The organism is Duganella sp. CT11-25, assembly GCF_047302815.1.
Taxonomy (GTDB): Bacteria; Pseudomonadota; Gammaproteobacteria; order Burkholderiales; family Burkholderiaceae_D; genus Rugamonas.
This window is the reverse complement of the sequence record NZ_JBKBFD010000001.1, coordinates 6110957-6136104: the sequence shown is the minus strand read 5'-3', so window position 1 is coordinate 6136104 and position 25148 is coordinate 6110957. Positions and strand designations below refer to the sequence as shown.

General features: G+C 65.0%; 30 protein-coding genes. 12 read left to right on the top strand and 18 right to left on the bottom strand.

Annotated elements, in window-relative coordinates:
* Window positions 1-110 precede the first annotated feature (110 nt).
* Window positions 111-1199 (top strand): LysR family transcriptional regulator, encoded by a 1089-nt coding sequence (locus tag ACEN9F_RS26545; protein ID WP_413424956.1) that lies wholly within the window; start codon window positions 111-113, stop codon window positions 1197-1199.
* Here ACEN9F_RS26545 and ACEN9F_RS26540 read toward each other — a convergent pair.
* The 3 genes from ACEN9F_RS26540 to ACEN9F_RS26530 form a co-directional block, all read right to left on the bottom strand.
* A complete protein-coding gene (locus ACEN9F_RS26540) occupies window positions 1177-1485 on the bottom strand; it encodes a MerR family transcriptional regulator (RefSeq protein ID WP_413424954.1) in 309 nt (102 codons plus the stop codon). The genes ACEN9F_RS26545 and ACEN9F_RS26540 overlap by 23 nt on opposite strands.
* Window positions 1486-1502: 17 nt before the next feature.
* Window positions 1503-2438: a DnaJ C-terminal domain-containing protein gene (locus tag ACEN9F_RS26535; protein WP_413424952.1), complete on the bottom strand. Its 936-nt coding sequence runs from the start codon at window positions 2436-2438 to the stop codon at window positions 1503-1505.
* Window positions 2439-2511: 73 nt separating this feature from the next.
* Window positions 2512-2847: a beta/gamma crystallin-related protein gene (locus ACEN9F_RS26530; protein ID WP_413424950.1), complete on the bottom strand. Its 336-nt coding sequence runs from the start codon at window positions 2845-2847 to the stop codon at window positions 2512-2514.
* A 100-nt stretch (window positions 2848-2947) separates the two neighbouring features.
* On the opposite strand from ACEN9F_RS26530, the gene ACEN9F_RS26525 reads away from it, so the two are divergent.
* Both ACEN9F_RS26525 and ACEN9F_RS26520 read left to right on the top strand, forming a co-directional pair.
* Entirely contained in the window at window positions 2948-4351 is a 1404-nt protein-coding gene (locus ACEN9F_RS26525) for an MATE family efflux transporter (protein ID WP_413424948.1), read from the top strand.
* A gap of 97 nt (window positions 4352-4448) precedes the next feature.
* On the top strand, window positions 4449-6662 hold the full coding sequence (locus tag ACEN9F_RS26520) for an alpha/beta fold hydrolase (RefSeq protein WP_413424946.1): 2214 nt from the start codon (window positions 4449-4451) through the stop codon (window positions 6660-6662).
* 61 nt (window positions 6663-6723) lie between these two features.
* Here the strand turns inward: ACEN9F_RS26520 and ACEN9F_RS26515 are convergent, their stop codons facing one another.
* Together ACEN9F_RS26515 and ACEN9F_RS26510 are read right to left on the bottom strand one after the other, a co-directional pair.
* On the bottom strand, window positions 6724-6915 hold the full coding sequence (locus ACEN9F_RS26515; RefSeq protein ID WP_413424945.1) for a CsbD family protein: 192 nt from the start codon (window positions 6913-6915) through the stop codon (window positions 6724-6726).
* Window positions 6916-7034: 119 nt separating this feature from the next.
* Window positions 7035-7655, bottom strand: coding sequence for a class I SAM-dependent methyltransferase (locus ACEN9F_RS26510; protein ID WP_413424943.1), 621 nt, complete (start codon window positions 7653-7655; stop codon window positions 7035-7037).
* Window positions 7656-7872: 217 nt separating this feature from the next.
* Between ACEN9F_RS26510 and ACEN9F_RS26505 the strand changes: the two genes are divergently transcribed.
* A complete protein-coding gene (locus ACEN9F_RS26505) occupies window positions 7873-8700 on the top strand; it encodes an HDOD domain-containing protein (RefSeq protein ID WP_413424941.1) in 828 nt (275 codons plus the stop codon).
* Between the two features lie 168 nt (window positions 8701-8868).
* Window positions 8869-9147 (top strand): flagellar protein FliT, encoded by a 279-nt coding sequence (locus tag ACEN9F_RS26500; RefSeq protein ID WP_413424939.1) that lies wholly within the window; start codon window positions 8869-8871, stop codon window positions 9145-9147.
* A 58-nt stretch (window positions 9148-9205) separates the two neighbouring features.
* On the opposite strand, the gene ACEN9F_RS26495 is transcribed toward ACEN9F_RS26500, so the two are convergent.
* Both ACEN9F_RS26495 and ACEN9F_RS26490 read right to left on the bottom strand, forming a co-directional pair.
* Window positions 9206-10432: an aminotransferase class I/II-fold pyridoxal phosphate-dependent enzyme gene (locus tag ACEN9F_RS26495; protein WP_413424937.1), complete on the bottom strand. Its 1227-nt coding sequence runs from the start codon at window positions 10430-10432 to the stop codon at window positions 9206-9208.
* An 86-nt stretch (window positions 10433-10518) separates the two neighbouring features.
* Window positions 10519-10767 carry a hypothetical protein gene (locus ACEN9F_RS26490; protein ID WP_413424935.1) on the bottom strand — a complete coding sequence of 83 codons (249 nt, stop codon included), beginning with the start codon at window positions 10765-10767 and terminating at the stop codon, window positions 10519-10521.
* A gap of 565 nt (window positions 10768-11332) precedes the next feature.
* Here ACEN9F_RS26490 and ACEN9F_RS26485 point away from each other — a divergent pair.
* Entirely contained in the window at window positions 11333-12244 is a 912-nt protein-coding gene (locus ACEN9F_RS26485; protein ID WP_413424933.1) for a hypothetical protein, read from the top strand.
* 124 nt (window positions 12245-12368) lie between these two features.
* Window positions 12369-13766 (top strand): class II fumarate hydratase, encoded by a 1398-nt coding sequence (gene fumC, locus ACEN9F_RS26480; RefSeq protein WP_413424931.1) that lies wholly within the window; start codon window positions 12369-12371, stop codon window positions 13764-13766.
* On the opposite strand, the gene ACEN9F_RS26475 is transcribed toward fumC, so the two are convergent.
* A complete protein-coding gene (locus ACEN9F_RS26475) occupies window positions 13767-14681 on the bottom strand; it encodes a hypothetical protein (RefSeq protein ID WP_413424929.1) in 915 nt (304 codons plus the stop codon).
* A gap of 183 nt (window positions 14682-14864) precedes the next feature.
* Between ACEN9F_RS26475 and ACEN9F_RS26470 the strand changes: the two genes are divergently transcribed.
* The gene (locus ACEN9F_RS26470) at window positions 14865-15083 is read left to right on the top strand and encodes an RNA-binding S4 domain-containing protein (RefSeq protein ID WP_413424927.1); all 219 of its coding nucleotides are present in this window, start codon (window positions 14865-14867) and stop codon (window positions 15081-15083) included.
* Window positions 15084-15241: 158 nt separating this feature from the next.
* Window positions 15242-15535 carry a DUF883 family protein gene (locus ACEN9F_RS26465; RefSeq protein ID WP_413424925.1) on the top strand — a complete coding sequence of 98 codons (294 nt, stop codon included), beginning with the start codon at window positions 15242-15244 and terminating at the stop codon, window positions 15533-15535.
* Here the strand turns inward: ACEN9F_RS26465 and ACEN9F_RS26460 are convergent, their stop codons facing one another.
* The 6 genes from ACEN9F_RS26460 to ACEN9F_RS26435 form a co-directional block, all read right to left on the bottom strand.
* Window positions 15536-17218: a DUF692 family multinuclear iron-containing protein gene (locus ACEN9F_RS26460; RefSeq protein WP_413424923.1), complete on the bottom strand. Its 1683-nt coding sequence runs from the start codon at window positions 17216-17218 to the stop codon at window positions 15536-15538.
* A gap of 23 nt (window positions 17219-17241) precedes the next feature.
* The gene (locus tag ACEN9F_RS26455) at window positions 17242-17499 is read right to left on the bottom strand and encodes a DUF2282 domain-containing protein (RefSeq protein ID WP_413424921.1); all 258 of its coding nucleotides are present in this window, start codon (window positions 17497-17499) and stop codon (window positions 17242-17244) included.
* A 182-nt stretch (window positions 17500-17681) separates the two neighbouring features.
* The gene (locus ACEN9F_RS26450) at window positions 17682-17882 is read right to left on the bottom strand and encodes a YjfB family protein (RefSeq protein WP_413424919.1); all 201 of its coding nucleotides are present in this window, start codon (window positions 17880-17882) and stop codon (window positions 17682-17684) included.
* A gap of 52 nt (window positions 17883-17934) precedes the next feature.
* Window positions 17935-18480, bottom strand: coding sequence for a molybdopterin-guanine dinucleotide biosynthesis protein B (gene mobB, locus ACEN9F_RS26445; RefSeq protein ID WP_413424917.1), 546 nt, complete (start codon window positions 18478-18480; stop codon window positions 17935-17937).
* Between the two features lie 71 nt (window positions 18481-18551).
* Window positions 18552-18746: a hypothetical protein gene (locus ACEN9F_RS26440; RefSeq protein WP_413424915.1), complete on the bottom strand. Its 195-nt coding sequence runs from the start codon at window positions 18744-18746 to the stop codon at window positions 18552-18554.
* 67 nt (window positions 18747-18813) lie between these two features.
* Window positions 18814-19536 (bottom strand): general secretion pathway protein GspB, encoded by a 723-nt coding sequence (locus ACEN9F_RS26435; RefSeq protein ID WP_413424913.1) that lies wholly within the window; start codon window positions 19534-19536, stop codon window positions 18814-18816.
* Window positions 19537-19601: 65 nt separating this feature from the next.
* Between ACEN9F_RS26435 and ACEN9F_RS26430 the strand changes: the two genes are divergently transcribed.
* Complete coding sequence (locus tag ACEN9F_RS26430; protein ID WP_413424911.1) at window positions 19602-19949, top strand: GFA family protein; 348 nt, start codon at window positions 19602-19604, stop codon at window positions 19947-19949.
* Here ACEN9F_RS26430 and ACEN9F_RS26425 read toward each other — a convergent pair.
* From ACEN9F_RS26425 to ACEN9F_RS26415, 3 genes are read right to left on the bottom strand one after another with little or no spacing between them, the layout of a single operon-like run.
* The gene (locus ACEN9F_RS26425) at window positions 19946-21586 is read right to left on the bottom strand and encodes an AAA family ATPase (RefSeq protein ID WP_413424909.1); all 1641 of its coding nucleotides are present in this window, start codon (window positions 21584-21586) and stop codon (window positions 19946-19948) included. The two genes, ACEN9F_RS26430 and ACEN9F_RS26425, sit on opposite strands and share 4 nt — an antisense overlap.
* A 24-nt stretch (window positions 21587-21610) precedes the next feature.
* Window positions 21611-22114, bottom strand: coding sequence for a hypothetical protein (locus tag ACEN9F_RS26420; RefSeq protein ID WP_413424907.1), 504 nt, complete (start codon window positions 22112-22114; stop codon window positions 21611-21613).
* A complete protein-coding gene (locus tag ACEN9F_RS26415; protein WP_413424905.1) occupies window positions 22114-22299 on the bottom strand; it encodes a hypothetical protein in 186 nt (61 codons plus the stop codon). The genes ACEN9F_RS26420 and ACEN9F_RS26415 overlap by 1 nt, the downstream gene beginning before the upstream one ends.
* Window positions 22300-22552: 253 nt before the next feature.
* Here ACEN9F_RS26415 and ACEN9F_RS26410 point away from each other — a divergent pair, with 253 nt between their 5' ends.
* Entirely contained in the window at window positions 22553-23680 is a 1128-nt protein-coding gene (locus ACEN9F_RS26410) for a GIN domain-containing protein (RefSeq protein ID WP_413424903.1), read from the top strand.
* A 51-nt stretch (window positions 23681-23731) separates the two neighbouring features.
* Here ACEN9F_RS26410 and ACEN9F_RS26405 read toward each other — a convergent pair whose 3' ends face one another.
* Window positions 23732-24001 carry a hypothetical protein gene (locus ACEN9F_RS26405; RefSeq protein WP_413424901.1) on the bottom strand — a complete coding sequence of 90 codons (270 nt, stop codon included), beginning with the start codon at window positions 23999-24001 and terminating at the stop codon, window positions 23732-23734.
* A gap of 275 nt (window positions 24002-24276) precedes the next feature.
* On the opposite strand from ACEN9F_RS26405, the gene ACEN9F_RS26400 reads away from it, so the two are divergent.
* On the top strand, window positions 24277-25146 hold the full coding sequence (locus ACEN9F_RS26400; protein ID WP_413424899.1) for a BadF/BadG/BcrA/BcrD ATPase family protein: 870 nt from the start codon (window positions 24277-24279) through the stop codon (window positions 25144-25146).
* The last annotated feature ends 2 nt before the right edge of the window (window positions 25147-25148 follow it).

Here is a 25148-nt window from a genome sequence, read left to right as displayed (position 1 = left end):
ATGCTGTTTCCTTTCGGTTAGGGATTGCATGCATCATAGAACGAGTTTAATATCGACGAAATGCTGTAAATTTAAATCTTACCTATCGATAAAATCGATACCAAAACATCATGCGAGATCCCGGCCTCCCCTCCCTCGACCAGTTGCGCGTGTTCATCGCCGTCATCGACCACGGCGGCTTCGCCCACGCGGCGCGGGCGCTGCACCGCACGCAGTCGGTCATCAGTTATACGATCGCCAACCTGGAGGAACAGCTCAACGTCGAGCTGCTCGACCGCAGCAAGCGCAAGCCGACCCTGACCGAGGCCGGCAAGGCGCTGCTGGCCGACGCCCGCGCCGTGTCGCTGCGGGTCGACGGCATGCGCGCGCGCGCCAAGGCGCTGTCGGCCGGGCTGGAGGCCGAGGTGTCGATCGTGGTCGACGTGATGTTCTCGACCTGCGTGCTGGTGCGCATCCTGCACGCCTTCCAGAAGGAGTTTCCGACCGTGTCGATGCGCCTGCGCATGGAGGCGCTGGGCGCGGTGACCCAGCTGGTGATGGAGCGCACCTGCCACATCGGCATCAGCGGCTGGATGCCGGGCACGCCCGACACCATCGAGCGCCAGGCCTGCGGCTTCGTGACCATGGTGCCGGTGGCGTCGCCGCAGCATCCGCTGGCGCAGATCGAGGGCAAGATTCCGAGCGCGATCCTGCGCGAGCACACCCAGCTGGTGCTGACCGACCGCAGCACGCTGACCGCCGGCCAGGATTTCGGCGTGATGGCGCTGCGCGACTGGCGGCTGGGCGATCTCAGCTCCAAGCACGCGCTGCTGCGCAGCGGCATCGGCTGGGGCAATATGCCGATCGAGATGGTGCAGTGGGACCTGGACGCCGGGCGGCTGGTGCAGCTCGACATCCAGGAGGGCAGCTCGTTCAGCTTCCCGATCTACGTCATCCGCCGCGGCGACGACGAGCCGGGACCGGCCGCCAAGTGGCTGATGCAGCAGTTTCTCGAGCTGGAGCTGGGCGGCGCCCATGTGCCCAGCCACGATACGGAAGTGTGCAAGGGCGCGCAGCAGGCCGACGACGCCAGCGCCGCCGGGCACGCCTACGCCAGCCTGCTCGACCGCGTGCCGGCGCCGCCGGTGCCCGCGTCGGCGGTGGCGTCGGCCAACCCGGGCGTGCCGGACGCCGGCCCTATTTCACTCCGGCCGCGCTGAGCTTGCAGCGCAGGCGGTGGATCTCGTCCGACAGGTCGACCACCAGCGCGGCGACGTCGTCGTTGGCCTCGAAGTCGCGCTCGACCTGGCACAGCCGGCGCGCGCGCACCAGGTCGGCGCTGGTGAAGCGCCAGTAGACGCTGTTGTCCGGCGCGCTGTCGAGCAGGATGCCGGTGCGCACCCGCTGCACCACCCAGTCCGGCTCGACCGCGCAGGCCTGCGCCAGTTCCTCCAGGGTCAGCGCGGCTTCGTCGATCAGCACCGCCTGTACGATAGCTTGTCCCATACTCGCTCCTCCCTCTCTTAGCCTCCGGCGCGCGGATTGAACGCCATCTCGCGCGCCATGGTTTGGTACAGTTCGCGCGCCTTGTCGCTGGTGGCCGGCGGCAGCACCACCTCCATCAGCAGGTAGAGGTCGCCCGCTTCCTTGCCGGGAATGCCGCGCCCGCGCAGACGCAGCTTGCGGCCGCTTTGCGAGCCGGCCGGCACCGTGACGTTGACCTTGCCCGACGGCGTGGCCACCTCGATGTCGCCGCCCAGCGCCAGCTCCCACGGCGCCACCGGCACCGTTTCGTAGACGTCGCGGCCGTCGATGCGGTAGCGGCTGTTGGCGCGGAACTCGATTTCCAGGTACAGGTCGCCCGGCCCTGCCGCGCCCGGCTGCCCCTGGCCCGACAGGCGCAGTTGCTGGCCCGCCGTCACGCCCTTGGGAATGTTGACGCTGAGGTTGCGCTCGCGCGTGATGATGCGGTCGTGGGCGTCGCGCTCGGCCACCATCAGGCTGATGTTGCGGGTGGCGCCGGTGTAGCTGTCGGCCAGATCGATGGTGATGCTGGCGTGGCTGTCGCCGCCGCGCTGCGGCGCCTGCCGGCGGCGGCCGCCCAGGTTGGCGAACAGGTCGGCGAAGAAGTCGCTCTGGTCGGCGCCGCCGCCGAAACCGCCGTTGCCGCCCGGCCCGCCGGCGCCGCCGAAGCCGCGGCCCCAGTCCGGCGGCGGCCGGAATTCCTGGCCGGCGCGGTACTGGTGGCCGCGCCCCAGCTCGTCGTAGGCGGCGCGCTTTTCAGCGTCGCCCAGCACGCCGTAGGCTTCGTTCAGCTCCTGGGTCTTCTTTTGCGCGTCCGCCTCCTTGCTGACGTCCGGATGGTATTTCCGGACCAGCTTGCGGTACGCTTTCTTGATCTCATCCTCGGAGGCCGTCTTGGCCACACCCAGGGTCTGGTAATAATCCTTGTATTCCACGTTGCACGCTCCCGCCGCGATAGTTTTCCACCGCCAGTCTAGCGCCAAACGGCCGGGCGCGTCGTGCGCCGCCTCACTTGTGCTCGCGCTTGTCCTTGGGCTCGCGCTTGGGCTCGATCTCGCGCACCGACGACATCATGTCGTTGAAATTTTTCAGCTCGGCGTACTCCCCCACTTCCAGGATCCGGCACTTGCCCTTGTAATGCTTGCTTTCGCACACCTCCCAGGTGCCCTGGTGGACGATCACGCTGGAGGTCTTGTCGTTGAAGCCCAGCGGATCGAGGTCCGGCGCCGATTCGTGCAGCGTGATCGCCGGCCCGCCGAAATGGTCGCGGGTGTAGAGCGTGATGTCGCCGGCCTGGGCGGCGGCGGCCATGCTCAGAAATACGGCGGTCAAGACAGTTTTCATGGTGTTCGTTCTCCGAATCGGCGGTGTGGCTCGAATGATAACGCGCAAAACTGTAGACTACACAGTAAAATCGCTGGTTTCCTCCCAGCAGTCTGCAGCCATGCCCAACACCCTCACCCTGCCGAACCTCCGCCGCGAAGCGGCCGCCCTGTGGCATCTGGCCTGGCCGGTGCTGATCGGCCAGCTGGCGACGGTCGGCATGGGCGTGGCCGACGTCGCCATGACCGGCCACACCAGCGCCGACGAGCTGGCTGCCGTGTCGCTGGGAGCGTCGATCTGGTCCATCATCCTGGTCACCGTCAGCGGCACCATGATGGCGATCAACAGCGTGGTGGCGCACGACGTCGGCGCCGGCGCGCTGGCGCGGATTCCGCACGCGGTGCGGCAATCGCTGTGGAAGGCGCTGGGCGTGGGCCTGGTCGCGATGCTGCTGGCCAACCTGGCGACCTTGCTGTTCGACTACCTGTATCTGTCGCCGCACGTGCAGCGCCAGGCCTCGCTGTTCGTCCACATCATCAGCATCGGCCTGCCGCCGTTCGCCGCCTACCGCGCGCTGTACGGCTACAGCACCAGCATCAACCAGACCAAGCCGGTGATGGTGATCGCCATCCTCGGCCTGCTGTTCAACGTCTTCGTCAACTGGCTGCTGGTGTTCGGCAACTGGGGCTTGCCGGCGCTGGGCGGGGTCGGCTGCGCCGTCTCGACCGGGCTGTGCATGTGGCTGATGCTGTTCGCCATGCTGGCCTGGATGCGCATCGCGCCGGCCTACACCGCCACCTATCCGCTGACGCACTGGGAGTGGCCGCACTGGCCGGAAATCCGCTCGATGCTGCGCCTCGGGCTGCCGATCGGCGTCACCTATTTTGCCGAGGTCAGCGCCTTCGGCGCGGTCAGCCTGCTGGTGGCGCGCTATGGCGTGGTGCAGATTTCCGCGCACCAGATCGCCCTGAATTTCTCGTCGCTGACCTTCATGGTGCCGCTCAGCTTTGGCATCGCGCTGATCACCCGCGTCGGCCAGACCCTGGGCGAAGGCCATCCGGCCAAGGCCCGTTTCGTGGCCTGGACCGGGGTCTGGATGTCGCTGGCCTTCGGCGTGCTGTCGGCCATCGGCATCGTGCTGTTCCGCCAGCAGATCGCCCGCGCCTACACCTCCGATCCGGCGGTGCAGCAGCTGTGCGCGCATTTGCTGCTGTTTGCCGCGCTGTTCCAGCTGTCCGACGCGGCGCAGGTGGCCACCTCGTGCGCGATCCGCGGCTACAAGGTGACGCGCCAGCCGATGCAGATCCAGTTGCTGGCCTTCTGGGGCTTCGCGCTGCCGCTGGGCTGCTGGCTGGGCCTGGCGCCGCAATGGTTGCCCTGGGCGCCTGCCGAACCGATGGCGGCGGCCGGTTTCTGGATCGGGCTGGTGATCGGCCTGACGGTGGCGGCGGTGCTGCTCAGCTGGTCGCTGCAGCGGCTGTCGCTGGCGCGCGCGCAGGCGGGCGCACGGGCGGCGCCGAACTAAAAACGGTTTTCCAGCGCGGATTCAGAATCTTGCCGTCTCGCCACAGCTGGCGCCGTCTGGTATCGTCTTGGATTCCGCCTAACTAGAGACACCCTTCATGCGCTTCATACTCTGCTTCCTCGCCCTGCTGGCCGGCGCCAACGCTTCCGCCGAAAAACTCACCCTGGACCGCATCCATAGCGACCCGTCGCTCAGCGGCCCCGGCGTGCGCAGCCTGAAAGTGTCGCCGGACGGCGCCCGCGTGACCTTCCTGCGCGGCCGCGAAGACAACCAGTTCCAGCTCGACCTGTGGGAATACAACCTGAAGGACAAGACCACGCACCGCCTGGTCGATTCGCAGATCTTGGTGCCGAACGAGCAGCTGTCCGACGCCGAGAAGGCCCGCCGCGAGCGCGAGCGCACCGCCAGCCTGAAAGGGATCCTGAGCTACAGCTGGTCGCCGGACGGCAAGCAGCTGCTGGTGCCGATCGCCGGCAACCTGTACCTGATCGAGGTCAGCAAGCCGGACGCCGCGCGCATGGTCGCTTCCGGCAATGTGCTCGATCCGAAGATTTCGCCGAAGGGCCGCTACGTGTCCTTCGTGCGCGACCAGAACCTGTACGTCATCGACCTGACCACCGGCAAGGAAAAGCAGCTGACCGCCGACGGCGCCGGCACCATCCACAACGGCGAGGCCGAGTTCGTGGCGCAGGAAGAAATGGCGCAGACCACCGGCTACTACTGGGCGCCGGACGATTCCGCCATCGCCTACAAGCGCTACGACGAAGCGCCGGTGCCGGTGGTGCGCCGCTTCGAGATCTTTGCCGACCGCACCGAGGTGGTCGAGCAGCGCTACCCGGCGGCCGGCGATCCGAACGTGCTGGTGCAGCTGAAGATCGTTGCGCCGAACGGCGGCGAGATCCGCAACGTCGACCTCGGCGCCAACCAGGACATCTACCTGGTGCGCGCCGACTGGAGCGGCGACAGCAAGGCGTTGCTGTTCCAGCGCCAGAGCCGCGACCAGAAAACGCTGGAACTGGTGTCGGTCGACGCCGCCACGCTGGCGCAGCGCGTGCTGATCACCGAGACGTCGCCGACCTGGGTCAGCATCTTCGACGACCTGCGTTTCCTCGGCAACGGCAAGGGCTTCGTCTGGTCGTCCGAGCGCAGCGGCCGCAAGCACCTGTACCTGTACGACATGAACGGCAAGCTGGTGCACGCCATCAGCAAGGGCGAATGGGGCATCGACCGCCTGCTGGCGCTGGATGAAAAGAACGGCCGCGTGTTCGTGCAGTCGAACCGCGACGCCGTGGTCGACAGCCAGACCTACGCGCTGAAGCTGGACGGCAGCACCGCCGACAAGCCGGCCCGCATCACCCAGGGCGACGGCTGGCACGACTCGGCCTTCGCCCGCAACGGCGAAGTATTCGTCGACACCTACTCCGATCCGAACACGCCGCCGCAGGTCAGCATCCGCCGTCCGGACGGCGCGATGATCAGCTGGCTGGAGCACAACGAGCTGAACGCGTCTCACCCATATGGCAAGTACCTGGACGCGCACCTGAAGACCGAGTACGGCACGCTGAAGGCCAAGGACGGCCAGACGCTGTACTACTCGATGATCAAGCCGAGCGGCTTCAGCACGATGAAGAAATACCCGGTCTACCTGTCGACCTACGGCGGCCCGCACTCGCAGCACGTGGCGCGCAAATGGGGCAACTTCTTCGACCAGTACATGGCGCAGCAGGGCTTCGTGGTCTGGCGCCTGGACAACCGCGGCTCGTTCCGCCGCGAGCGCGCCTTCACCGACGCCAACTACAAGCAACTGGGCCGCGTGGAAGTGGAAGACCAGCTGACCGGCATCGAGTGGCTGGGCCAGCAATCCTATGTCGACGCCAAGCGCATCGGCGTGTTCGGCTGGAGCTACGGCGGCTTCATGACCTTGCGCCTGCTGGCGGAAGCGTCGGACAAGATCGCCATGGGCGTGTCGGTGGCGCCGGTGACCGACTGGTCGCTGTACGACACCCACTACACCGAGCAGTTCATGGGCATGCCGAAAGAAAACGCGGCCGGCTATGAATACAGCGGCGTCTATTCGCATCTGGATGGCTTGAAATCGCCGCTGCTGCTGATGCACGGCATGGCCGACGACAACGTGCTGTTCACCAACACCACGCGCATGATCGACGCGCTGGTCAAGCGCAATGTGCACTTCGAGCTGATGACCTATCCGGGCGGCAAGCACGGCATCGCCGGCCGCGCGCCGCAGCGCCATGTGTACGGCAACATCGAGGCCTTCTTCAAGAAGAACTTGAAGCCGGAAACGAACTAGGCAAGACCCCCCAAGTGAAAACAGCCGCTGCAAGCGGCTGTTTTTCTATGCGGGCCCGCGATTAATTGCGGTTGCCTTTGGTGATGTCTTTCACGGCTTCCTTGGCGTCGCCCAGGCCTTTTTGCAGTTTGCCTTCAGCCTGTTTGTTCAGTCCCTTGGCTTGCTGCTCCGAGCTGCCTACCAGCTCGCCAGCTTCTTGCTGGATCTTGCCGCCGATTTCTTTCGCTTTGCCTTTGATTTGGTCCTTGTTCATGATGCACTCCTTGGTGGGTGATGAAGCTACAGGACATACAGCTTTGTGCTGCATGCATGGGCCCCACTATAGGCCGGCATTCGCTGCTGTTCTGTGCGCTCGCGAACGCAGTTCGGGAATCAGGATTTGCGCCAGACGCTGGCCAGCCACGGCTGCTGATCGCGCGGCAATCCAGTTGGACGGTAGTAATGTTGGACAGCGATAAAACCTGCTGCGGTGAGGTAACGCTCCCACGTTTCGTAGTCGTAATAGCTGCCATAGCGCGGACCGTTCCAGCCTTCACGGTTGTCGCCGCGCGGATTGGAACTGAAGAGCACGCCGCCGGTTTTCAATGCGGCATGCAAGTCGCTCAGCACTTTCGGCAACGCCGCGCTCGGCACGTGGAACAGCGAGGCGTTGGCGTAGATGCCGTCAAAATAATCGGCGGGCAAATCCAGTTGCACGAAGTCCTGGTGCCACGCTTCGCAACCGCTGTAGGCGCGCGCCATCTCGACGAAGCGCGCCGCGCCGTCGATGCCGATCGGTTCATGGCCCAGGTCCTTGAAGGTCTTCAGGTCGCGCCCCGGCCCGCAGCCCAGGTCCAGCAAGCGGTACGGCGCGGTCGCCTGGATCGCATCCAGCAAGGCGGCGATGTTCTGGCTCACGTCATGGTCGATGGTGCCGGCAAAAAACTGCTCGGCCGTGCGCTCGTAGTGCTGCAGCGTGGTCTGCGTGATCTGTTCGATGTCGTGGTTTTCCATGCCGTGAGTATATAGGGAGGGCGCTGTTTTCGTGCCTTCTGGCGTTGGTAGTCGTTCGCCTGTCGCGCAAGGAGAACCAGCATGAACGCCCCAAGGTTAAATATCTCTCCCCGCCACGCGCAGAAAAGATACGTTCGCGCTGTAAATTTCTTCTGTCATGGGAGGAATCCCTATATAGTTAGCTTATAGCAACGCGCTAATTAACGAGGAGATAAATATGAAACTTGATGCCCTGTTCCAGAATCCGACTGCGTTGCCCACCGCGCCTAAAGTCGTGGAAGAGCTGATCAGCAGTTTTGACAAAGCCAGCGTCTCGACCGAAGAGATCGCGAAGAAATTGTCGACGGATCCTGTGCTGAGCGCCAAGCTGCTGCGTCTGGCCAACTCGGCCTACTATCATGTCTCGCGCAGCATCGGCACGGTGGAAGACGCCGTCCTGATGCTGGGCTTCGTCACGGTCCGCACGCTGGTCATCAGCTCCGGCCTGGTCAGCGGTTTCAAGACCGTGCCCGGCCTCGATCTCAAACAATTCTGGCGCTACAGCCTGCACACCGCGGTGTCGGCCAAATGGATCGCCAAGAAGACCAAGGAAAACACCGACCTCGCCTTCACCATCGGCATGATGCACGCCATCGGCCAGCTGGTGATCCACTCGGCAGCGGCCGAACAGGCGATCGCGCTCGACAAGGTCGCCGGCCCGATGGACTCGCGCCGCCTGGATGCGGAACAAGCATCGTTCGGCTACACCTTCGCCGACGTCGGCGCGGAACTGGCCAAGCGCTGGAAATTCCCGCAGACCTTCTCCGACACCATCGCCGCCTTCCCGGAACCGCACCACAACGGCGAGCTGAACCGCTTGGCCGCCGTGGTCTCGCTGGCCGCCTGGCGCGCCCGCGTCGAGCAGGCCCAGCTGAGCGAAGAGGAAATCGCCGCCTGCTACCCGGTCGAACTGGCCGAGGAACTGGGCCTGGAAGACAACGCGCTGATCGACGACATGCCGTCACCGGACGAGCTGAGCGCTGGCCTGGAGGAGCTGGTCAAATAAACCAGCTTACCCGGAAGACAACTAAACCGCCGTTTTTCAAGCCCGGCGGTTTTTTTTCGACTTTTTTCAATTATTTTTCAAAAAGACCCTAAAGTTCCCGTTTAAGGCGACGTTAATCTGGACATGCGGTAATCCGTTTTACTGATTAAACTTAGCCAGGGTGAGAACATGACCTCCACCGAAGTCCTCTCGATGTACGAAAACATTGCCGGTTTGACCAATCAAATGGCTGCCGCCGCGCGTATGGGTGACTGGGACGGTCTGAGCAAACTGGAAAGCCAATGCGCCGCCGAAGCGCGCGCTGTGAGCACCGGCGTACCGGCAGCGAGCGGCGCCCCGCGCCTGCGCAAGATCGACCTGCTGAAACAGATCCTGGCCAACGACCGCGAAATCCGCGACGTGACCGATCCCTGGATGAACACCGTACCAGGCATGTCGCGTCAATAAGGCGCCCGGCCCAAATGAAAAAAAGCGCCCGCAGGCGCTTTTTTTACGTCTGGCGCTTCTAGCCGGCCAGCGCCACGCGCAGCGACAAGGCAATCCCCTGCGCCGCCTTGGTGATCTCGTCCAGCGACGGGAAGCTCGGCGCGATGCGGATATGGCTATCCTTGGGATCGTTGCCATAAGGGAAAGCCGCGCCGGCCGGCGTCAGCGTGATCCCCGCATCCTTGGCCAGCGCCACGGTGCGCTTGGCAGAACCTTCCGGCGTCACCAGATCGATGAAGTAGCCGCCCTGCGGACGGGTCCACGACACGCCAGGCACGTCGCCCAGATAGTGTTCGAACTGCGCCAGCACCGCCTCGAACTTCGGCTTCAGCAACTGGCGATGCTGCTCCATCAGCGCCTCGACGGTCGGCAAATCCTTCAGCAAACGCACGTGACGCAGTTGGTTGATCTTGTCCGGGCCGATGCTGCGGATGCCCGAATGCTTGGTCCACCAAGCGATATTGGCCGGCGACGCCGCCAGCGCGGCAATCCCCGAACCCGCCCAAGTCACCTTGGACGACGACGCGAACACGATCGCGCGGTCCGGATTACCGGCCTGGGCGCAAGCATCCAGGATATTGGCCACTTCCAGTTTCTGCTCGCCCAGGTGATGGAAGCGATAGGCATCGTCCCACATCAGGCGGAAGTCCGGCGCCGCGGTTTTCATCGCCGCCAGGCGGGCCACGACTTTATCCGAATACACCACGCCGCCCGGATTGCTGTACTTCGGCACGCACCACATGCCCTTGATGCTGGCATCCTCGGCCACCAGTTTTTCCACCAGATCCATGTCCGGACCTTCCTCGGTCATCGGCACATTGATCATCTTGATGCCGCGCGCCTCGCAGATGGCGAAATGGCGGTCGTAGCCCGGCACCGGGCACAGGAAGGTCACCGGCCGCTGCACCCACGGCGCATTGCCCGGCGTGCCGTTCAGCAGCGCGTAGATGATCACGTCATGCATCAGCGACAGGCTGGCGCTGCTGTCGACCACCACTTGCGCGGCCGGCACGTCCAGCAGCTTGCCGAACAGGTCGCGCGCTTCCGGCAGGCCGATGGTGCCGCCATAGTTACGGCCGTCGGTACCGTCGGCAGCCTTGTAGCTGTCCAGCGCATCGAGCAGCGCGTTGGACAAATCCAATTGCTCCGGCGCCGGCTTGCCGCGCGACATATCGAGTTTGAGGCCAAGTTGTTTGAATGCCTGGTACTGCTCTTGATGCTGGGATGGGAGGTCTGCTGCGGTCATGGGACGCTTTCAATGGTGGGAAATTAGCGTCGAATACTATACCCCAGTTTATTGAAGCGCAGACAGAGCTTGCCGTTATAAGCTTATTACTGCATCAGCGATTCGGGCGTCACCTCGTGCAGCGGCTGGGCCTCTTCCGGCTTGGGCTCGGCGGTTTTTTTCTTGCGGAAGCCCTGCCAGATCTTCAGCGGACCGCTGCCGGCCTTCCGTTTGCGCAGGTAGATCAGGCCGGCACCGGCCAGCGCCAGCAATCCCACCCCGCCGGCCGCCAGCGGCAGCGTGTAATCGGCAGGCTTCTCGGCTGGCTTTTCTTTCTTGTACTTCAGCTTGGGCAACACGCGCACCTGTTTGGCAGGGACCGGCGCGGCCTCGGACGCGGACGCACTAGCGGCTGAGGCTGAGGCTGAGGCTGACGCCGGTACCGATGCCGACGCCGACGCCTTGGCCGCGTGCGCCTCCGGCTCCATGCGCCCGGATGCGCTGGCCGCAGCAGAAACTGCCTTCGCCGCTGCGCCGGACGGCGCCGCTACCGGCGCTGACGCCGCTGGTGCAGATGACGACGCTGCCCCTGCTGGTGCCGTTGGCGCTGACGCTGCCGACGCCGTCTTCGCCTGCGCTTTATCCGGGACCGCCACACTCGCGTGAGCTACTGCTTTAGCCGGAACGGGAGCTGCTGCCGGAGCTGCCGCGCTCGCGTGCGTTGCCGCACTTGCTGCGCTAGCCGCTACCAGCGCTGCCGGAGCCGGGGCTGGGGCCGGCAGCGAGGCCGGAGCGCGAGTCGCACGCGCCCCCGCCCCACCCACAGCGCCTTGCAACACCTTCATCCGCCCCTCCAGCTCAACCAGCTTGCTGGACAACGCCGTATTATGATTATCCAGCGCCACGCACTCCTTGGCGCTCATGCCGGTCGGCGCGCAGGCCGCAGGACTGGCCGGCCGCTTCACGCCCTTCGGCAGCGGCAACGGCGGCAGCGGCAACAACGCCTGCGCCACCGGCAACGGCACCGCCCCCTCTGCCGACACATCCTCCGGCCTGGCAGACGGTTTCACCGGCTTACCACCCGGCGTCACCAGCACCCCGGCTATACGCTCCGGCAAATCCCGCACCGACGCCGGCGGCGTCCGCCGAACCGGTTCCGGCGCGGCCGTGACCGCCGCCCGCAACGCACCCGGCGCCCCGACCTCCGACTCATGCACCGACGGCATCGGCGCCGGCCGCGTGCGATCGCGCACCGGCGGCGCAACCGGCGCCGCCGCAACAGCCGCCGCAGCCGCCTTGGCCGCCGCCTCCCGCTCCGCGCGCGCCTGCGCCGCAATCTGCTCCGCCTGCGCCGGCGTCATCGCGCTGGCCAGCGGCACCGGCGGTGCCGGCGGCGGCGCCGGATTCGGATCCGCCTGCAACCACACCGTGGCCAACCGCACGTCCTGCCGCCCCGCCGCGCCCAGCGTCACGTACAGATGCACATACTCCGCATTGACCGCGCGCGTGGTCGTCACATGCAAAAACTGCTTCTGGTCGCGCTTCACCACCTCCATCCGCACCGACGACAAGGCCGGATTCATCGTCACATTCGCGCCCCGGTACACATCGGCCTGCGCCAGCCGCACCTGCAAGCCATTGATTTCATCGGGCGCCAGCGCCACCAGCTCGATATCGGCCGCCAGCGGCTGGCCGATATACGAGCGCGGCGCGATGTCGCCCAGCTCCGCCGCCTGGGCGGCCGAAGCCAACAGCGCAGCGCAGGCCAGCGCGCGGATCGAATTGTGTAAAGGCTTGTGCCGCATGTCAGGGTCGCTTAGCTGCGAATTCTAAAGTGTAATACCTATAACGGCTGATTTTCACGATTTTGTAGCCCTAGGATAATTTTTGCAAACTGCGCTACACTAAATCGCCATTATCAAATGCACACTATTCCCCTCCCCACGAAGGAACCATCATGAGCACCCGAAGCGAACGCGACAGTTTTGGCCCGATCGACGTCCCCGACGAACAACTGTGGGGCGCGCAAACCCAGCGCTCCCTGGAACACTTCCGCATCTCCACCGAGAAAATGCCGGCTGAGCTGATCCACGCGCTCGCCAGCGTCAAGCGCGCCGCCGCCCGCGTCAATCTCGACCTCGGCCTGCTGGAAGGCCCGAAAGCCATCGCCATCACCCAGGCCGCCGACGAAGTGCTGGCCAACAAGCACACCGGCGAATTCCCGCTGGCCGTGTGGCAGACCGGCTCCGGCACCCAATCCAACATGAACATGAACGAAGTGCTGGCCAACCGCGGCTCCGAGCTGATGAACGGCGTGCGCGGCGAAAGCCGCAAGCTGCACCCGAACGACGACGTCAACAAGGGCCAGTCGTCGAACGACATCTTCCCGACCGCGATCCACGTCGCCGCCGCCCAGGCGCTGGCCGGCAACGTGCTGCCGGCGCTGCGCCAACTGCGCGACAGCCTGCACCACAAGGCCGAAGCCTTCGCCGACATCGTCAAGATCGGCCGCACCCACCTGCAGGACGCCACGCCGCTGACCTTGGGCCAGGAATTCTCCGGCTATGTCGCCCACCTCGATTTCGCCGAGCAGGCGATCAGCACCGCCCTGCCCGGCGTGCTGCAGCTGGCCGCCGGCGGCACCGCGGTGGGTACCGGCCTCAACGCGCACCCGGAATACGCGCACCGCATCGCCGCCGAGCTGGAGCACCACCTGTCGCTGCCGTTCCGCAGCGCCGACAACAAGTTTGCCGCGCTGGCCGGCCACGACGCCCTGCTGTCCGCGCACGGCGCGCTCAAAACGCTGGCCGCCGCGCTGATGAAGATCGCCAACGACGTGCGCTGGATGGCCTCCGGCCCGCGCTCCGGCCTCGGTGAAATCACCATCCCGGAAAACGAGCCGGGCAGCTCCATCATGCCGGGCAAGGTCAACCCCACCCAGTGCGAAGCGCTGACCATGCTGACCTGCCAGGTGTTCGGCAACGACGTCGCCATCACCATGGGCGGCGCCTCCGGCAACTTCGAGCTGAACGTCTACAAGCCGCTGATCGCCCACAACTTCCTGCAGAGCGCGCGCCTGCTGGCCGACGGCATGCGCAGTTTCGAGGAGCATTGTGTGCACGGCATCGAGCCGAACCGGGAGCGTATCGCGGAATTGATGGAGCGCTCGCTGATGCTGGTGACGGCGCTGGCGCCGCACATCGGCTACGACAAGGCGGCCAGCATCGCCAAGAAAGCCCAGCACGAAGGCACGACCTTGAAGGAAGCCGCGCTGGCGCTGGACTATGTCACCGCCGAGCAGTTCGAGCAGTGGATCGTGCCGCTGGCGATGACCCGGCCGGGCGCCAAGGGTTAGTCAGAAACCGTAGGAATAGCGCACCCCGGTCAGCCAGTCCGGCCGGGCGTTGGCGTCGTGGCCCGGATTGACGCGCAACATCACCGCGCCGGTCAGCTTGCCGTGCCGGCCGTCGCGGCCGAACATGGTGGTGTAGCCGAACTCCAGGTCGCGCTCGGTGGCGGTCGGCCGCAGGTTCAGGGTCGGCGCGCCGAACGCCGGGGCGCCGGGATCGCCGGCCTGCACCGGGCCGCTGTATTCGAGCGAGCCGTTGCGCACCTTGGCGGGGATCGACAAGGTCACGGCAAAGCGGTCGTTGCTGGTGAACAGCTGGCGCCGCACATAGCCGACGCTGAACGCCACCGTGCGCACCGACGTCACCTGCGACAGCAGGCTGTCCGGGCTGCCGATGCCGTCGGTCTTGCCGTAGGAAGCCATCGCCATCAGAGAACTGCGCGGCGACAGCGCATAACCCAGCGAGAGCGAGGTGAAGGTGGTGGTCGGCCGGGTGTTGAGCGCCAGCGCCGGGCTGTGCTGCGTGCCCAGCACCGAGCCGGTCTCGCGCAACACGCCGATGGTCAGGATACCGATCGCGCGGCCCATTTTCTTTTCAAATTCCGCACTGCTCAGGAAGCGCTTGCTGTGCTCGTTCAACATCGGCCCCAGCGGATCGAGCAGGCCCATGTTGTCCGGCAAGGCGCCGAAGTGCAGCCGTGGCGCGCCGGCAAACGCCGCGTAGCGCTGCGCGCCCTCGCTCTGCAGCGAATCGGCGAACGCCGCCTGGCGGTCGGCCGCGTCGAACAGCAGCGCCGCGTTGGCGCGTTTTTCAAAACCGGGGGAAGCGGGCTGAGCCCCGAAGGGGTCGGATGCGGCTGCGCCGGCCTCGCCTGCCAGCGGGGCAACCACCATCGCCAATGCCAGAGAAAGCTTGTTCATGATGCAACTCGCTACAGGGCGCTACGACCTGCTCAAAACTTCAGCAGTCACCTTTAGAATAGCAATTTCTTTGCCGTATAGCAATGTGATTCGATAGGGTAAACTGCGGGCCTGTCGGAATGTCGCTACACTAGCCACAGTGGGCGTGAACGCCGATTTCACATCATGGCAACAGAGGATAAAATGCAGAAAGTCAGTTTTGAATTGAGCGGGGAATTTGTCGAACTTAACCAGTTATTGAAGCTGGTCGGCCTGTGCGACAGCGGCGGCGCCGGCAAGATGCTGGTCGCCAGCGGCGAGGTCAAGGTCGACGGCAAGCAGGAATTGCGCAAGACCGCCAAGATCCGCGCCGGCCAGCAAGTGAGCGTGGGCGACGTCCGGATCAGCGTCGGCGCCGCGTGATTTATCTTGCATTTGGGCAATAACGAACTAAGCTGAAAGAGCAGCCGCGAGTCTGCCGGATGGCGCGTTTGACGCCTCGCAAACCGGCGGGCGGTGCCATCGCTATATTGGGATAGCCCGCCACCCGGCTTTTTCAAACCAGTTTTTAGGGGGACGTCATGGACGGTCCTGAACCAGACAGCACGACCCAGGAAAGACTGCTCGACGATTTGCGGCAAGTGATCGAAAACGCCGAGGAGCTGCTCAAGAATACCGACCAGTACAACGGCGCCACCTACCAGGCCGCCCGCGCCAAGCTGGCGCAAGCGCTGCTGACCGCCACCGAGGAACTGGCGCGCTTCGAAGACGCCCACATCGAGCGCATGATCGAACTGACCGCCGTCGCCAATCGACTGCACCGCGACCTGACCGGTGAAGCCAAGGTGCTGCGCGCCTTCAAGCCCGAGGCCTGATCAGCCGTCTATCCCGACGATCAGGGCGTGGTCCAGCCAGTGCTGCAGGTTGCCGGCCACGTCGAAGTTTTCATCGATCTCGAAGGCGGCGTCCAGCGCGGCGCCGAACTCCCCTCCCCGCCCCAATACCGTCAACGCCGCGTGACTGCCGCGCGCCAGCGGCACCACCTGCGCCTTCCAGTGCGGCCGCGTGACCAGGCCTTGGCACGGCGCGGCCATCGCTTCGGGGAAGCCAACGCCGCCGTCCGGCTGGTGCGCCTGCCACAGCGGAATCACCGCCCACTCGGACGCCAGCAATTGGCAGGCAGGATGCAGCCGCAGCCGCGCGGTTTCGACCTGCTCCGGCGCCAGCGCGGCGATCTGCCGCGCCGTCACGCCATCCGCCGCCGGCGCGTAGTGCGCGCGGTGCAGCACCCACTCCAGCCGCGCCATGTCGGGCAGGTAGGGATATTCGGCCACATGCGGGAAGTCTTGCAGGAAGGCGGCGAAGTGCGCGCCGAAGCGGTTCAAATCGCCGCTGTCGGACGGATGGGCGCGGCCATAGGCTTGCGCCAGGCCGCCAAAGAATTCTTCGCCGACCAGCGCCAGCAGTACGGGATAGGCGGCGGCCAACGTCTTGTTCCAGGTCGAGGTCAGGTTGCCGCGATACAGGTCGAAGCGCCGCGCCGCCAGCTCGCCCTTGAATTGCGCCAAAGCCGGCGCGGCCTCGCGCGCATCGAACAGCGCGCTGGCAAACAGCTGTTGGCTGGCGGCGAGCGCAGGCGCGTCTTCGCGCGCGTACAAGCCCTTGCCTGCGGCGTCGACCTCGGCCTCGACCGGCGTCCATCGCGCGGGCGACGCGACGGTCGCGCGTGCCGGCGCAAGCGCGGCGGCATGCAGCACGCACGCCTTCTCCGCCTCGCCCAGCAGCACCTCCAGCGCCGGGATATCGGTATCCCACTCGATCAAGGTCGGCAGCGGACCGAAGCGCGCCAGCGCCGCCTCGTACAAGCGCCACACCGGCTCGGCCACCACATCGCCGTGGTGATCGATGACCGCCAGCGGCGTCTCCAGATGCCCGGCCAGATGCAGCTCGCCCACCATGCCGGGCTGGATGGCTGCAAGCGCCGCCAGCGCATCCTCGCCGTGGTTGCGCTGATTAACATATAAATTATTTATATCCAATAACAGCCCACAACCGGTGCGCACCGCCAGCGCCGCCATGAACTCGGCCTCGCTCATCGCGTCGGCATCGAAGCGCACATAGGTGGAGACGTTTTCCAGCAGGATCCGGCGTTGCAGCACGTCCTGCACGCGGCTGACGCGCGCGCTCAGCACGTCCAGCGCGGCGCGGTCCAAGGTGATCGGCAACAGGTCGTTGAGCTGGCGGTCGCCGACGGCGCCCCAGCACAGATGCTCGGACACCAGCGCCGGCTCCACCCGCGCCACCAGTCCGCGCACGCGCTCCAGGTGCGATTCGGAAAACCCGCGCGCCGAGCCCAGTCCGAGGCCGACGCCATGCAGGCTGATCGGATAATCGCGCCGCAATTGCTGCAGCACGTGCCAGTCCCAGCCGGCTTGATCGAGATAATTTTCGGTATGGACTTCGAGCCAGGCGGCGCGCGGCCGCTGCTCGACAAACCGCCTGTAGTGCGGAGCCCGCAATCCCACGCCGACGCCCAAGGGCTCACGCGACACGGCCATGGCTCCGCTGGCGGCGACCGCGATTACTTGGCTGGCGGTTTGGTCTTGCCGCCGGCTTTCTCGCACGTGCCCTTGGCGACATACTTCCACTCGACGGCGCCATTGTCCGCCTTGGCCTGGCCGGCGCACGAATGCGAACCGTCGGACGCGGCGCAATCGTTCTGGCCGGCCTTGGCGACGCCGTAGCATTTTTCCTTGTCATCGGCGGCAGCGGCGGAGCCGACGCTGGCGGCGCATACGGTGGCCAGGGCGGCGGCGATCAGGGCTTGACGTTTATTCATGGTAAATCTCCAAAGGGGTCGAGGTTGATTTTATATCCAAACAAGCAGACGCAGCGTACCAGCATTAACGCCGATACGCATCTGTGTGTTGACTGGAATTAAAAATCTGCACGACCGCGCCGCGCACCGGACGGCGCGCAGTGGGCTGGTGCGGCGCCGGAACGGGCCGCGGAACAACCGCTTCAGGCGGTCGTATTGATGGTGTTGCCGAGGTGGGCGGGCAGATTCGGCGCCGATGGCACCGGCGGAATCGCCTCGATCAGGGCCGATGCGCTGGAGGCCTGGATATCCTGGGCTTTTTTCAATACGGCAATGCCGACAGCTTGCTTGGTGCCAGTGTCTGCGATCGTCGTTGCGGTTTGAGCAATACCTGTAACGTCCATGTGATCCTCCAGTAAGGCGTATCCCTTATTTACGGACGTTTCGGCAGCAACTTTAGGCGTTTAATGAATATTTTTTCAGATGGCCGCGCAGCCAGGCCAGCACCGTGTCGGGCTGGTTCAGGTCCAGCCAGGCCACGCCCGCGCGCAAGCCGGCCGGCGGCGGCTGGTCCGAGGCCACGGCGATCACATGGACATCGTGCGGATACAGCGGATCGCGGCCGGACTCGGCGCGGTACACTTCCAGCTTATCGATGGGATAGGACTTGAACCCTTCCAGCAGGGTCAGGTCGGCGGGTGACAGGCGGTCCAGCTGCTCGTCCAGCGACGGCTCGGGCGCGCCGCGCAACTCGCGGATAATTGCCACACGGAACGGCGACGCCACCATCACCTCGGCCGCGCCGGCCATGCGCAGGCGGGCGCTGTCCTTGCGCGGCGGCTCCAGCTCCAGGTCGTGGTGGCTGTGCTTGATGACATTGACCTTCAGGCCCTGCGCCGCCAGCTGGGCGATGAGAAATTCCAGCAGCGTGGTCTTGCCGCTGCCCGACGTCCCGACCACGCCCAGGACCTTGCGCGCTTGCGCGGGACTTTCTCGATGCATTGCCTGACCTCTTTACGCCACCATGTTGCCCGCCATTATACGCAGCAACATTTGGTGACGCAGCAGGCGGCTCAGATCTCGCGTTTGAAGCTCGGGCCGCGACGGCGTCCGGCGGCGGCCAGCACCACCAGGCCGATGCAGATCAACACGGCGCCATAGCTGCCCGACTCGTGCTGGGCGGCTTCGGCGGCGTGCGCCACGCGCGGCATGCAATAGGCGGCGGCGATTAACAACGGCAAGAATCTCAGGTGCTTCAGCTGTTTCATGATATTTCCCATGCATGGCATTCAATGATGGGAAAATATCATTAACACATGACGTGCAGATGACAACTTAGTACGGAACGCGGTAGCGGTAGCCTTTGAAGCTGAACACCGCCTCTTTCGGTTGCAGTTTTTCCAAGGTCAGCCCGGGCGCGACTTCCTCGCCCTCGCGGCGCAGCACCTTATCGATAAGCAGCACGCGGTCGGCGGGATTCTTGGAGTAGATGTAGCCCCCCACCGCCACTTGCGGGATCGAGCGCTGGATCGGCTCCGGCAGGTCGCGCAGGTTCATCACCGGCTCGTCCGGCGCGGCGGCCGGCTTGGCGGCGACAGCAACGGGGGCTGCCGCAGCAGAGGCGGCAGCGGCCGACGCGGGCGATGGTGCCGGCGCGGACGCCTTGGCGAGTTGCGCGACCGATGGTGGCAGGTCGGCCACAGGGGCCGGCAGCGGAGTCGGCTCCCGCAGCGGTGCCGGCGCAGGGGCGGCAACAGCAGCAGATTGCGGCGCAGGTGCGGCCATAACAGCGGCGACCGATGGCGCCGCTGCAAGGGCGCCTTGCGGCGGCAACGGCGCAACAGCCGGCGCGGCCGGCTCGGAGGTCCGCAGCACCAGCGTCAGCAGCACGCCGATCACGGCCGCCATGCCCAGCAAGGCCAGCACCACCGGCGCCTTGAAGCGGCCGCCGTCCACCGCCCGCTCCGCCGATTGCAAGGTCGGCGCGTGGATCGTGGGCGAGCTGCCAAGCTGACGTTCCGCCTGCGCCTTCTTCAGTGCTTCTAAAATATAAGACATAGCTGCAATCTAAATCGATATCGTTGTATCTTAACGTAAGCCCACCAACTTCAATGAGGCCGGAAATGAAATACATCGGAAGCTGCCACTGCGGCAACGTCAAATTTGAAGCCGAAGGCGAGATCGCCTCGGCCATGTCCTGCAACTGCTCGATGTGCCAGCGCAAGGGATCGCTGCTGTGGTTCATACCGCGCAGCGCCATGCGCTTGCTGACGCCGGACGACAACGCCGGCACCTATCAATTCAACAAGCACGTAATCAACCACCGCTTCTGCCTCACCTGCGGCATCCATCCCTACGCCGAAGGCACGGCGCCGAACGGCGACGCGACGGCGGCGATCAATATCCGCTGCCTCGAAGGCATCGACCTCGACGCCATCCCGGTACAGCACTACGACGGCCGCGCGCACTAGTCACGCAAGCGCGGCTCCTGCACGCCGCCCAGCTGGTACAGGCGGATGAACGTCTTCGGCCCGGCCACGCCGTCCGCCTTGAGATTTTGCGCACCCTGGAACTCGACCAGGCGCTTGCGCAGCGCGGCGTCAAGCGGCTGGTTTTCCTGCGGCTTCTTCAGGTCGTAGATCTGCGACAGGCGCTTGGCCAGCCAATCGACATCGGGACCGTGATCGCCGCTGGAAACCTCGTCGCGCCAGGCGCGCGGCGCGCGCCAGAAGGTGGTGAACTCGCCGTCCAGGCGCGCCGACAGCGCCTCCACGCTGACGGTCTGCGGCTTGCCGCCGGCGGCGACGATGGTGGCCTGCTTGTCGTCCAGCGCGGTCAGCAACACGTAGTTGGCCGCGACCGGATCGTCGTGCAGCTTCAGCATCGCCGGACGGTCCAGCTGGCGCAGCTCATCGATGCCGCCCTTGGTCTGCAGGCAGCGCAGGTTGGCGCGCGCGGCGCTGGCGCAAGGGTCGCCATCGACCAGCGTCAGCCCCCACATGCCGGCCAGCTGGCGCAAAGGCGCAGCCGTGTCGACCTGCGCCGGCTTGGCCTCCGCCGGCGCGAGAGCGGCCGGTGTCGGCGCGGCTTGCGCCTGCTGCAAGCGCGCAGCGGGCGCAGGTGCGGCAATCGCCGCCTGCGCATTGGCTAGCACCGGCTTGGCGTCGCGCGACGCCAGCTGCCACGCCAGCGCGCTGATCACCACGCCACCCAGCACGCCCGCCGCCACCAGCGGCCAGCGCTGGTTGGCGCCACACCGCGCCCCCCGCCCGCCCGCCGCCGCATCGGCCCCGGCAAACACCTCCGCCGCCGCCTTGCGCAAGATCGTGCGCGTGACCTGCGGCTGGTTCTCCACATACGCGCCCAGCAGCGCGCGGTCGCACAGCAGATTGATACGGCGCGGCACGCCCTTGGTCAAGCCATGCACCACGCCCATCAGGCGGCGCGGGAACGGCGCGATCGCCGTCGCCCCCGCCACCGTCAGGCGGTGCTCGATATACGTGCCGGTCTCCGCCTCCGACAGCGAACCCAGGTGGTAGCGCGCGATGACCCGCTGCGCCAGTTGCTCCAGCTCCGGCCGCGCCAGCATCGTGCGCAACTCCGGCTGGCCGATCAGGATAATCTGCAGCAGCTTGCGCTCGCTGGTCTCCAGGTTGGTCAGCAGGCGCAGCTGCTCCAGCACCTCGGCCGACAGGTTCTGTGCCTCGTCGATGATCAGCACATTGTTCTTGGCCTGCGCGTGGCTGGCCAGCAGATAGGCGTTGATCGCGTCCACATAGCCCTTGACGCTGACCGCGCCCGCGCCCTGCGGCGGCAACTCGATGCCGAACTCGTCGCAGATCGACAACAGCAATTCCTCCACCGACAGCTTGGGATTGAAGATATACGCCAGCTTGCAGTTTTCGGGGATCTGCTCCATGAAGCAGCGGCACACGGTGGTCTTGCCGGCGCCGATCTCGCCGGTCAGCAGCACGAAACCGCCGCCGCTGCCGATACCGAACAGCAGGTGCGCCAAGGCCTCGCGATGGCGCTCGCTCATGAACAGGTAGCGCGGATCAGGCGCGATGGAAAACGGCGATTGTTTCAGATTGAAAAAATGCGTGTACATGAAGACCTTGGGAGTGCGCGTGCCCTATTTTAGCCGTTGTCGGACCGCCGGCGGCTGCACCGGCGGCAGCGGCTTGAACTTCGCGCAGTAAATCTTGGATTTGGTATCGAAATACACGATGCGGCTGGCCGGCTTGGCCTCGCGCACCGGGAAGGCGGACGTATCGATGCGCACGTAGTGGATGCCGACCTGGCTGATGATGGCCTTCTCCAGCTCCTCCGGCGTGGACTCGGCCACCGCGCCGACAAAGATATAGGTGCTGGTATCGTCGCTCACCATCACTTCCGAGATGGTCGTGCCCCACAGCGTGGCGCCGCCGGTGCGGAACCAGTAGGCGCCGCCCTCGTGCTTGTACGCCGCCCCGAAGTGCTTGACGAAATAATCGTAGAAATAGAAGTTATCGGTCTGATCGCGGCACAGCAGGCCGTTGCCGACGATGGTGCCGAAGGTGGTGGGCACCGATTGCGCCGTGGCGCAGGAACAGGCCAGCGCCAGCGCGGCGCTCAGGCAGCGTCCCAGCGCGCGCATTATAGCTTCGACAGCCAGCTGCGGTTGGCGCTGATGCGCGCCTTGGCCGTGGCCGGCAAAGCCTCGTAACAGCCTGGATATTGTTTCAAGGCACTTTCCCTGATTTCCTTCTGTAAACCATTAATCAAAAATACATACAATACCGAACCGTCATTTGTATTCTTTGTCCCCATGTATTTAATCATGTGCGCTCCCTTGACTGCGCAGGTGTTTCCTGGCGACTAATTGATGCATGCATTATGACATTACGGCAGCGGTGCGGCCATACAAACAGTATCGACCGTGCGCAGGGAAAGTTGAGTTGTGGTCGAACCACCGCTCAGTACCGTTTTTTTGCAGTTGATCCCACGCATCTGCGCGTCCATCCCATTCCGCAAGCCGGCGGCGAAGTTTTGTCATATCGTTCACTCATCGCCACTTCCCACAATCGAGACCAATATGAAGCAAACGATCAAACGCACCGCCCTGGCTTGCACCTTGCTGGCCGCCGCCATGGCCGCCGGCTACAGCCAGGCCGACAGCAAGCAGGACGCCCGGCAGGACGACACCATCGGCACCGAGAACCGCACGGTGGCGCCGTTCACCGCCATCAACATCATCGGCCCGTTCCGCGTCATCGTCACCCCGCAGGGCGACAACAAGGTCGAACTGTCCGGCCTGCGCCGCCAGTTCGCCGACATCGAAACCTCGGTCAGCGGCGACACCCTCACGGTGCGCCAGCCGAACAAGAAAAAAGGCTGGACCATCAACTTCGGCTGGGGCAAGGACAGCAAGCCGCCGATGACCATCCGCATCAGCGCGGCCAACCTGAAAAGCCTGCGTAACGGCGGCAGCGGTGACGTCGATCTGCAACAATTCCAGGGCCAGGCGCTGACCATCACCTCGGACGGCTCGGGCGACCTGAACGCCAGCGGCGCCGTGCGCGACCTGACGGTGACGGCCAGCGGCAGCGGCGACCTCAACTTGCGCGCGCTGAAGACCGCCACGCTGCAACTGTGGATGAATGGTTCCGGCGACGTCGACACGGGCGCCGTCACGCAGGACCTGAACCTGCGGGTCAACGGCTCGGGCGACCTCGACGTCGGCGACGTCCAGGGCGGCCGCGTCAACGCGTCGCTGCACGGCTCGGGCTCGGTCCGGCTGCACGGCAAGGCCCAGGAAATCCTCGCGCAGGTGCACAGCTCGGGCGATCTCGACGCCTGCTCGCTGGCGGTGGAAACGGCCAGCGCCCAGCTGCACGGCTCCGGCGAAGCCTGCCTGAGCGGCAACATCAAGAAACTCGACGCCGAGGTGCACAGCTCCGGCGACCTGACGGTGCGCGGCCTGCAGGCGCAAACCGTGCGCGCCGTCCTCAGCGGTTCGGGGGATATGGATTTATCGGGCAACACCGCCACGCTGAATGCCGACCTGGGTGGATCGGGCAACCTGAACGCGCGCCAATTGTCGGCGGGCCAGGCGCAGGTCAACGTGCACGGCTCGGGCAACGCCACGGTCAACGTCAACGGCAAGGACCACGCCCGCCTCATCACCTACGAGCGCAACGGCTCCCGCGAGCGCGCCAACTAAAAGAAACCCCGGTGTCCGAATGTCGGCACTGACACCGGGGTTGTTACTACATCAATCGAAGCACAGGCGCTTCTTGGTCGCTGCGATCAGTTTCTCGTCATACGGATGGAGATTCTCGATAAACAGCAACTCCGTCTCATCCGGCTCTTCCAGGCACATCTCGATCATCATCGGACCGTCGTCGATGCGGCCCAGGAAGTGCTTCGGCCAGCGGTTCTTCTTGTGGGTCTTCATCACTTCCATGCCCAGCTTGGCCAAAGCCGGCTTCACGCCGGCCGCCAGTGCTTCGCGCTGCCAGTCGTCCCAATACTCGTTCATCATCTACTCTCATCATTGCACTAAAGCCATAGTGTACTCCTTTCGGCCTGCCCCTACCAAAACCAGACCAAAGTGGCATGCAAATACGACACCCGCCAGCGCGCCGGACAATTCCAATATACTCAATATAAACAATGACTTAAAAATACATTCCAACTCGACAACGCCAGTCCACTTCAATATTTTATAATACCAGTTAAATACCTGTTGACAAGCTGGTTTGCCAACCATATAGTGCCCTCAACACGGGGAATCCCGGCACAGCTCACTCACACTACATGATCGAATTTTTAATCGGCGTTGACGGCGGCGGTAGCGGCACCAGGGTACGCCTGGCGCGCACCGACGGCGTCGAACTGGCGGAAGGCGTCAGCGGACCATCGGGCCTGATGCACGGCATAGGCAAGGCCTGGGCGGCCGTCGAAGACGCCGCCGGCATGGCGTTCCGCGCCGCCGGGCTGGATTTCCCGGACAAAGCCGCCATCGCCATCGGCCTCGGCCTGGCCGGCGTGCATAACAAGCAGTGGGCGGCAGAATTCGTCGCCGCCAATCCCGGCTACGCCAAGGTCGCGCTGGAAAGCGACGGCCACACCACCGTGCTGGGCGCGCACCGCGGCCAACCAGGCGCCATCATCGCGCTGGGCACCGGCAGCGTCGGCGAGATCAAGCTGGCCGACGGCAGCCATGTCGAAGTGGGCGGCTGGGGCTTCCCCGCCGGCGACGAAGCCAGCGGGGCCTGGATGGGCCTGCGCGCGGTCAACCATGTACAGCAGGTGCTGGACGGCCGCATGCCGGCCAACGCCTTCGCCACCGACGTCGCCAACGCCTGCGGCGGCGAGCGTATCGCGATCCAGAACTGGCTGGCGAAAGCCACCCAGACCAACTACGCGCAACTGGCGCGCATCGTCCTGCAGCACGGCGAAACCAATGACACCGCGCGCCTGATCCTGCTCGAAGCGGGACGCGAAGTGGAGATCATGGCCAATGCGCTGGACACCACCGGCGCGCTGCCGATTGCCCTGTGCGGCGGACTGGCCGCGCCGCTGCGGCCCTACATGCCGGTCTCGATGTTGAAGCGGATCGTGACGCCGCAAGGCGATTCCGCTGCAGGCGCCTTGCGGCTGATCCAACAACGTTTGAAGGAGTAGCC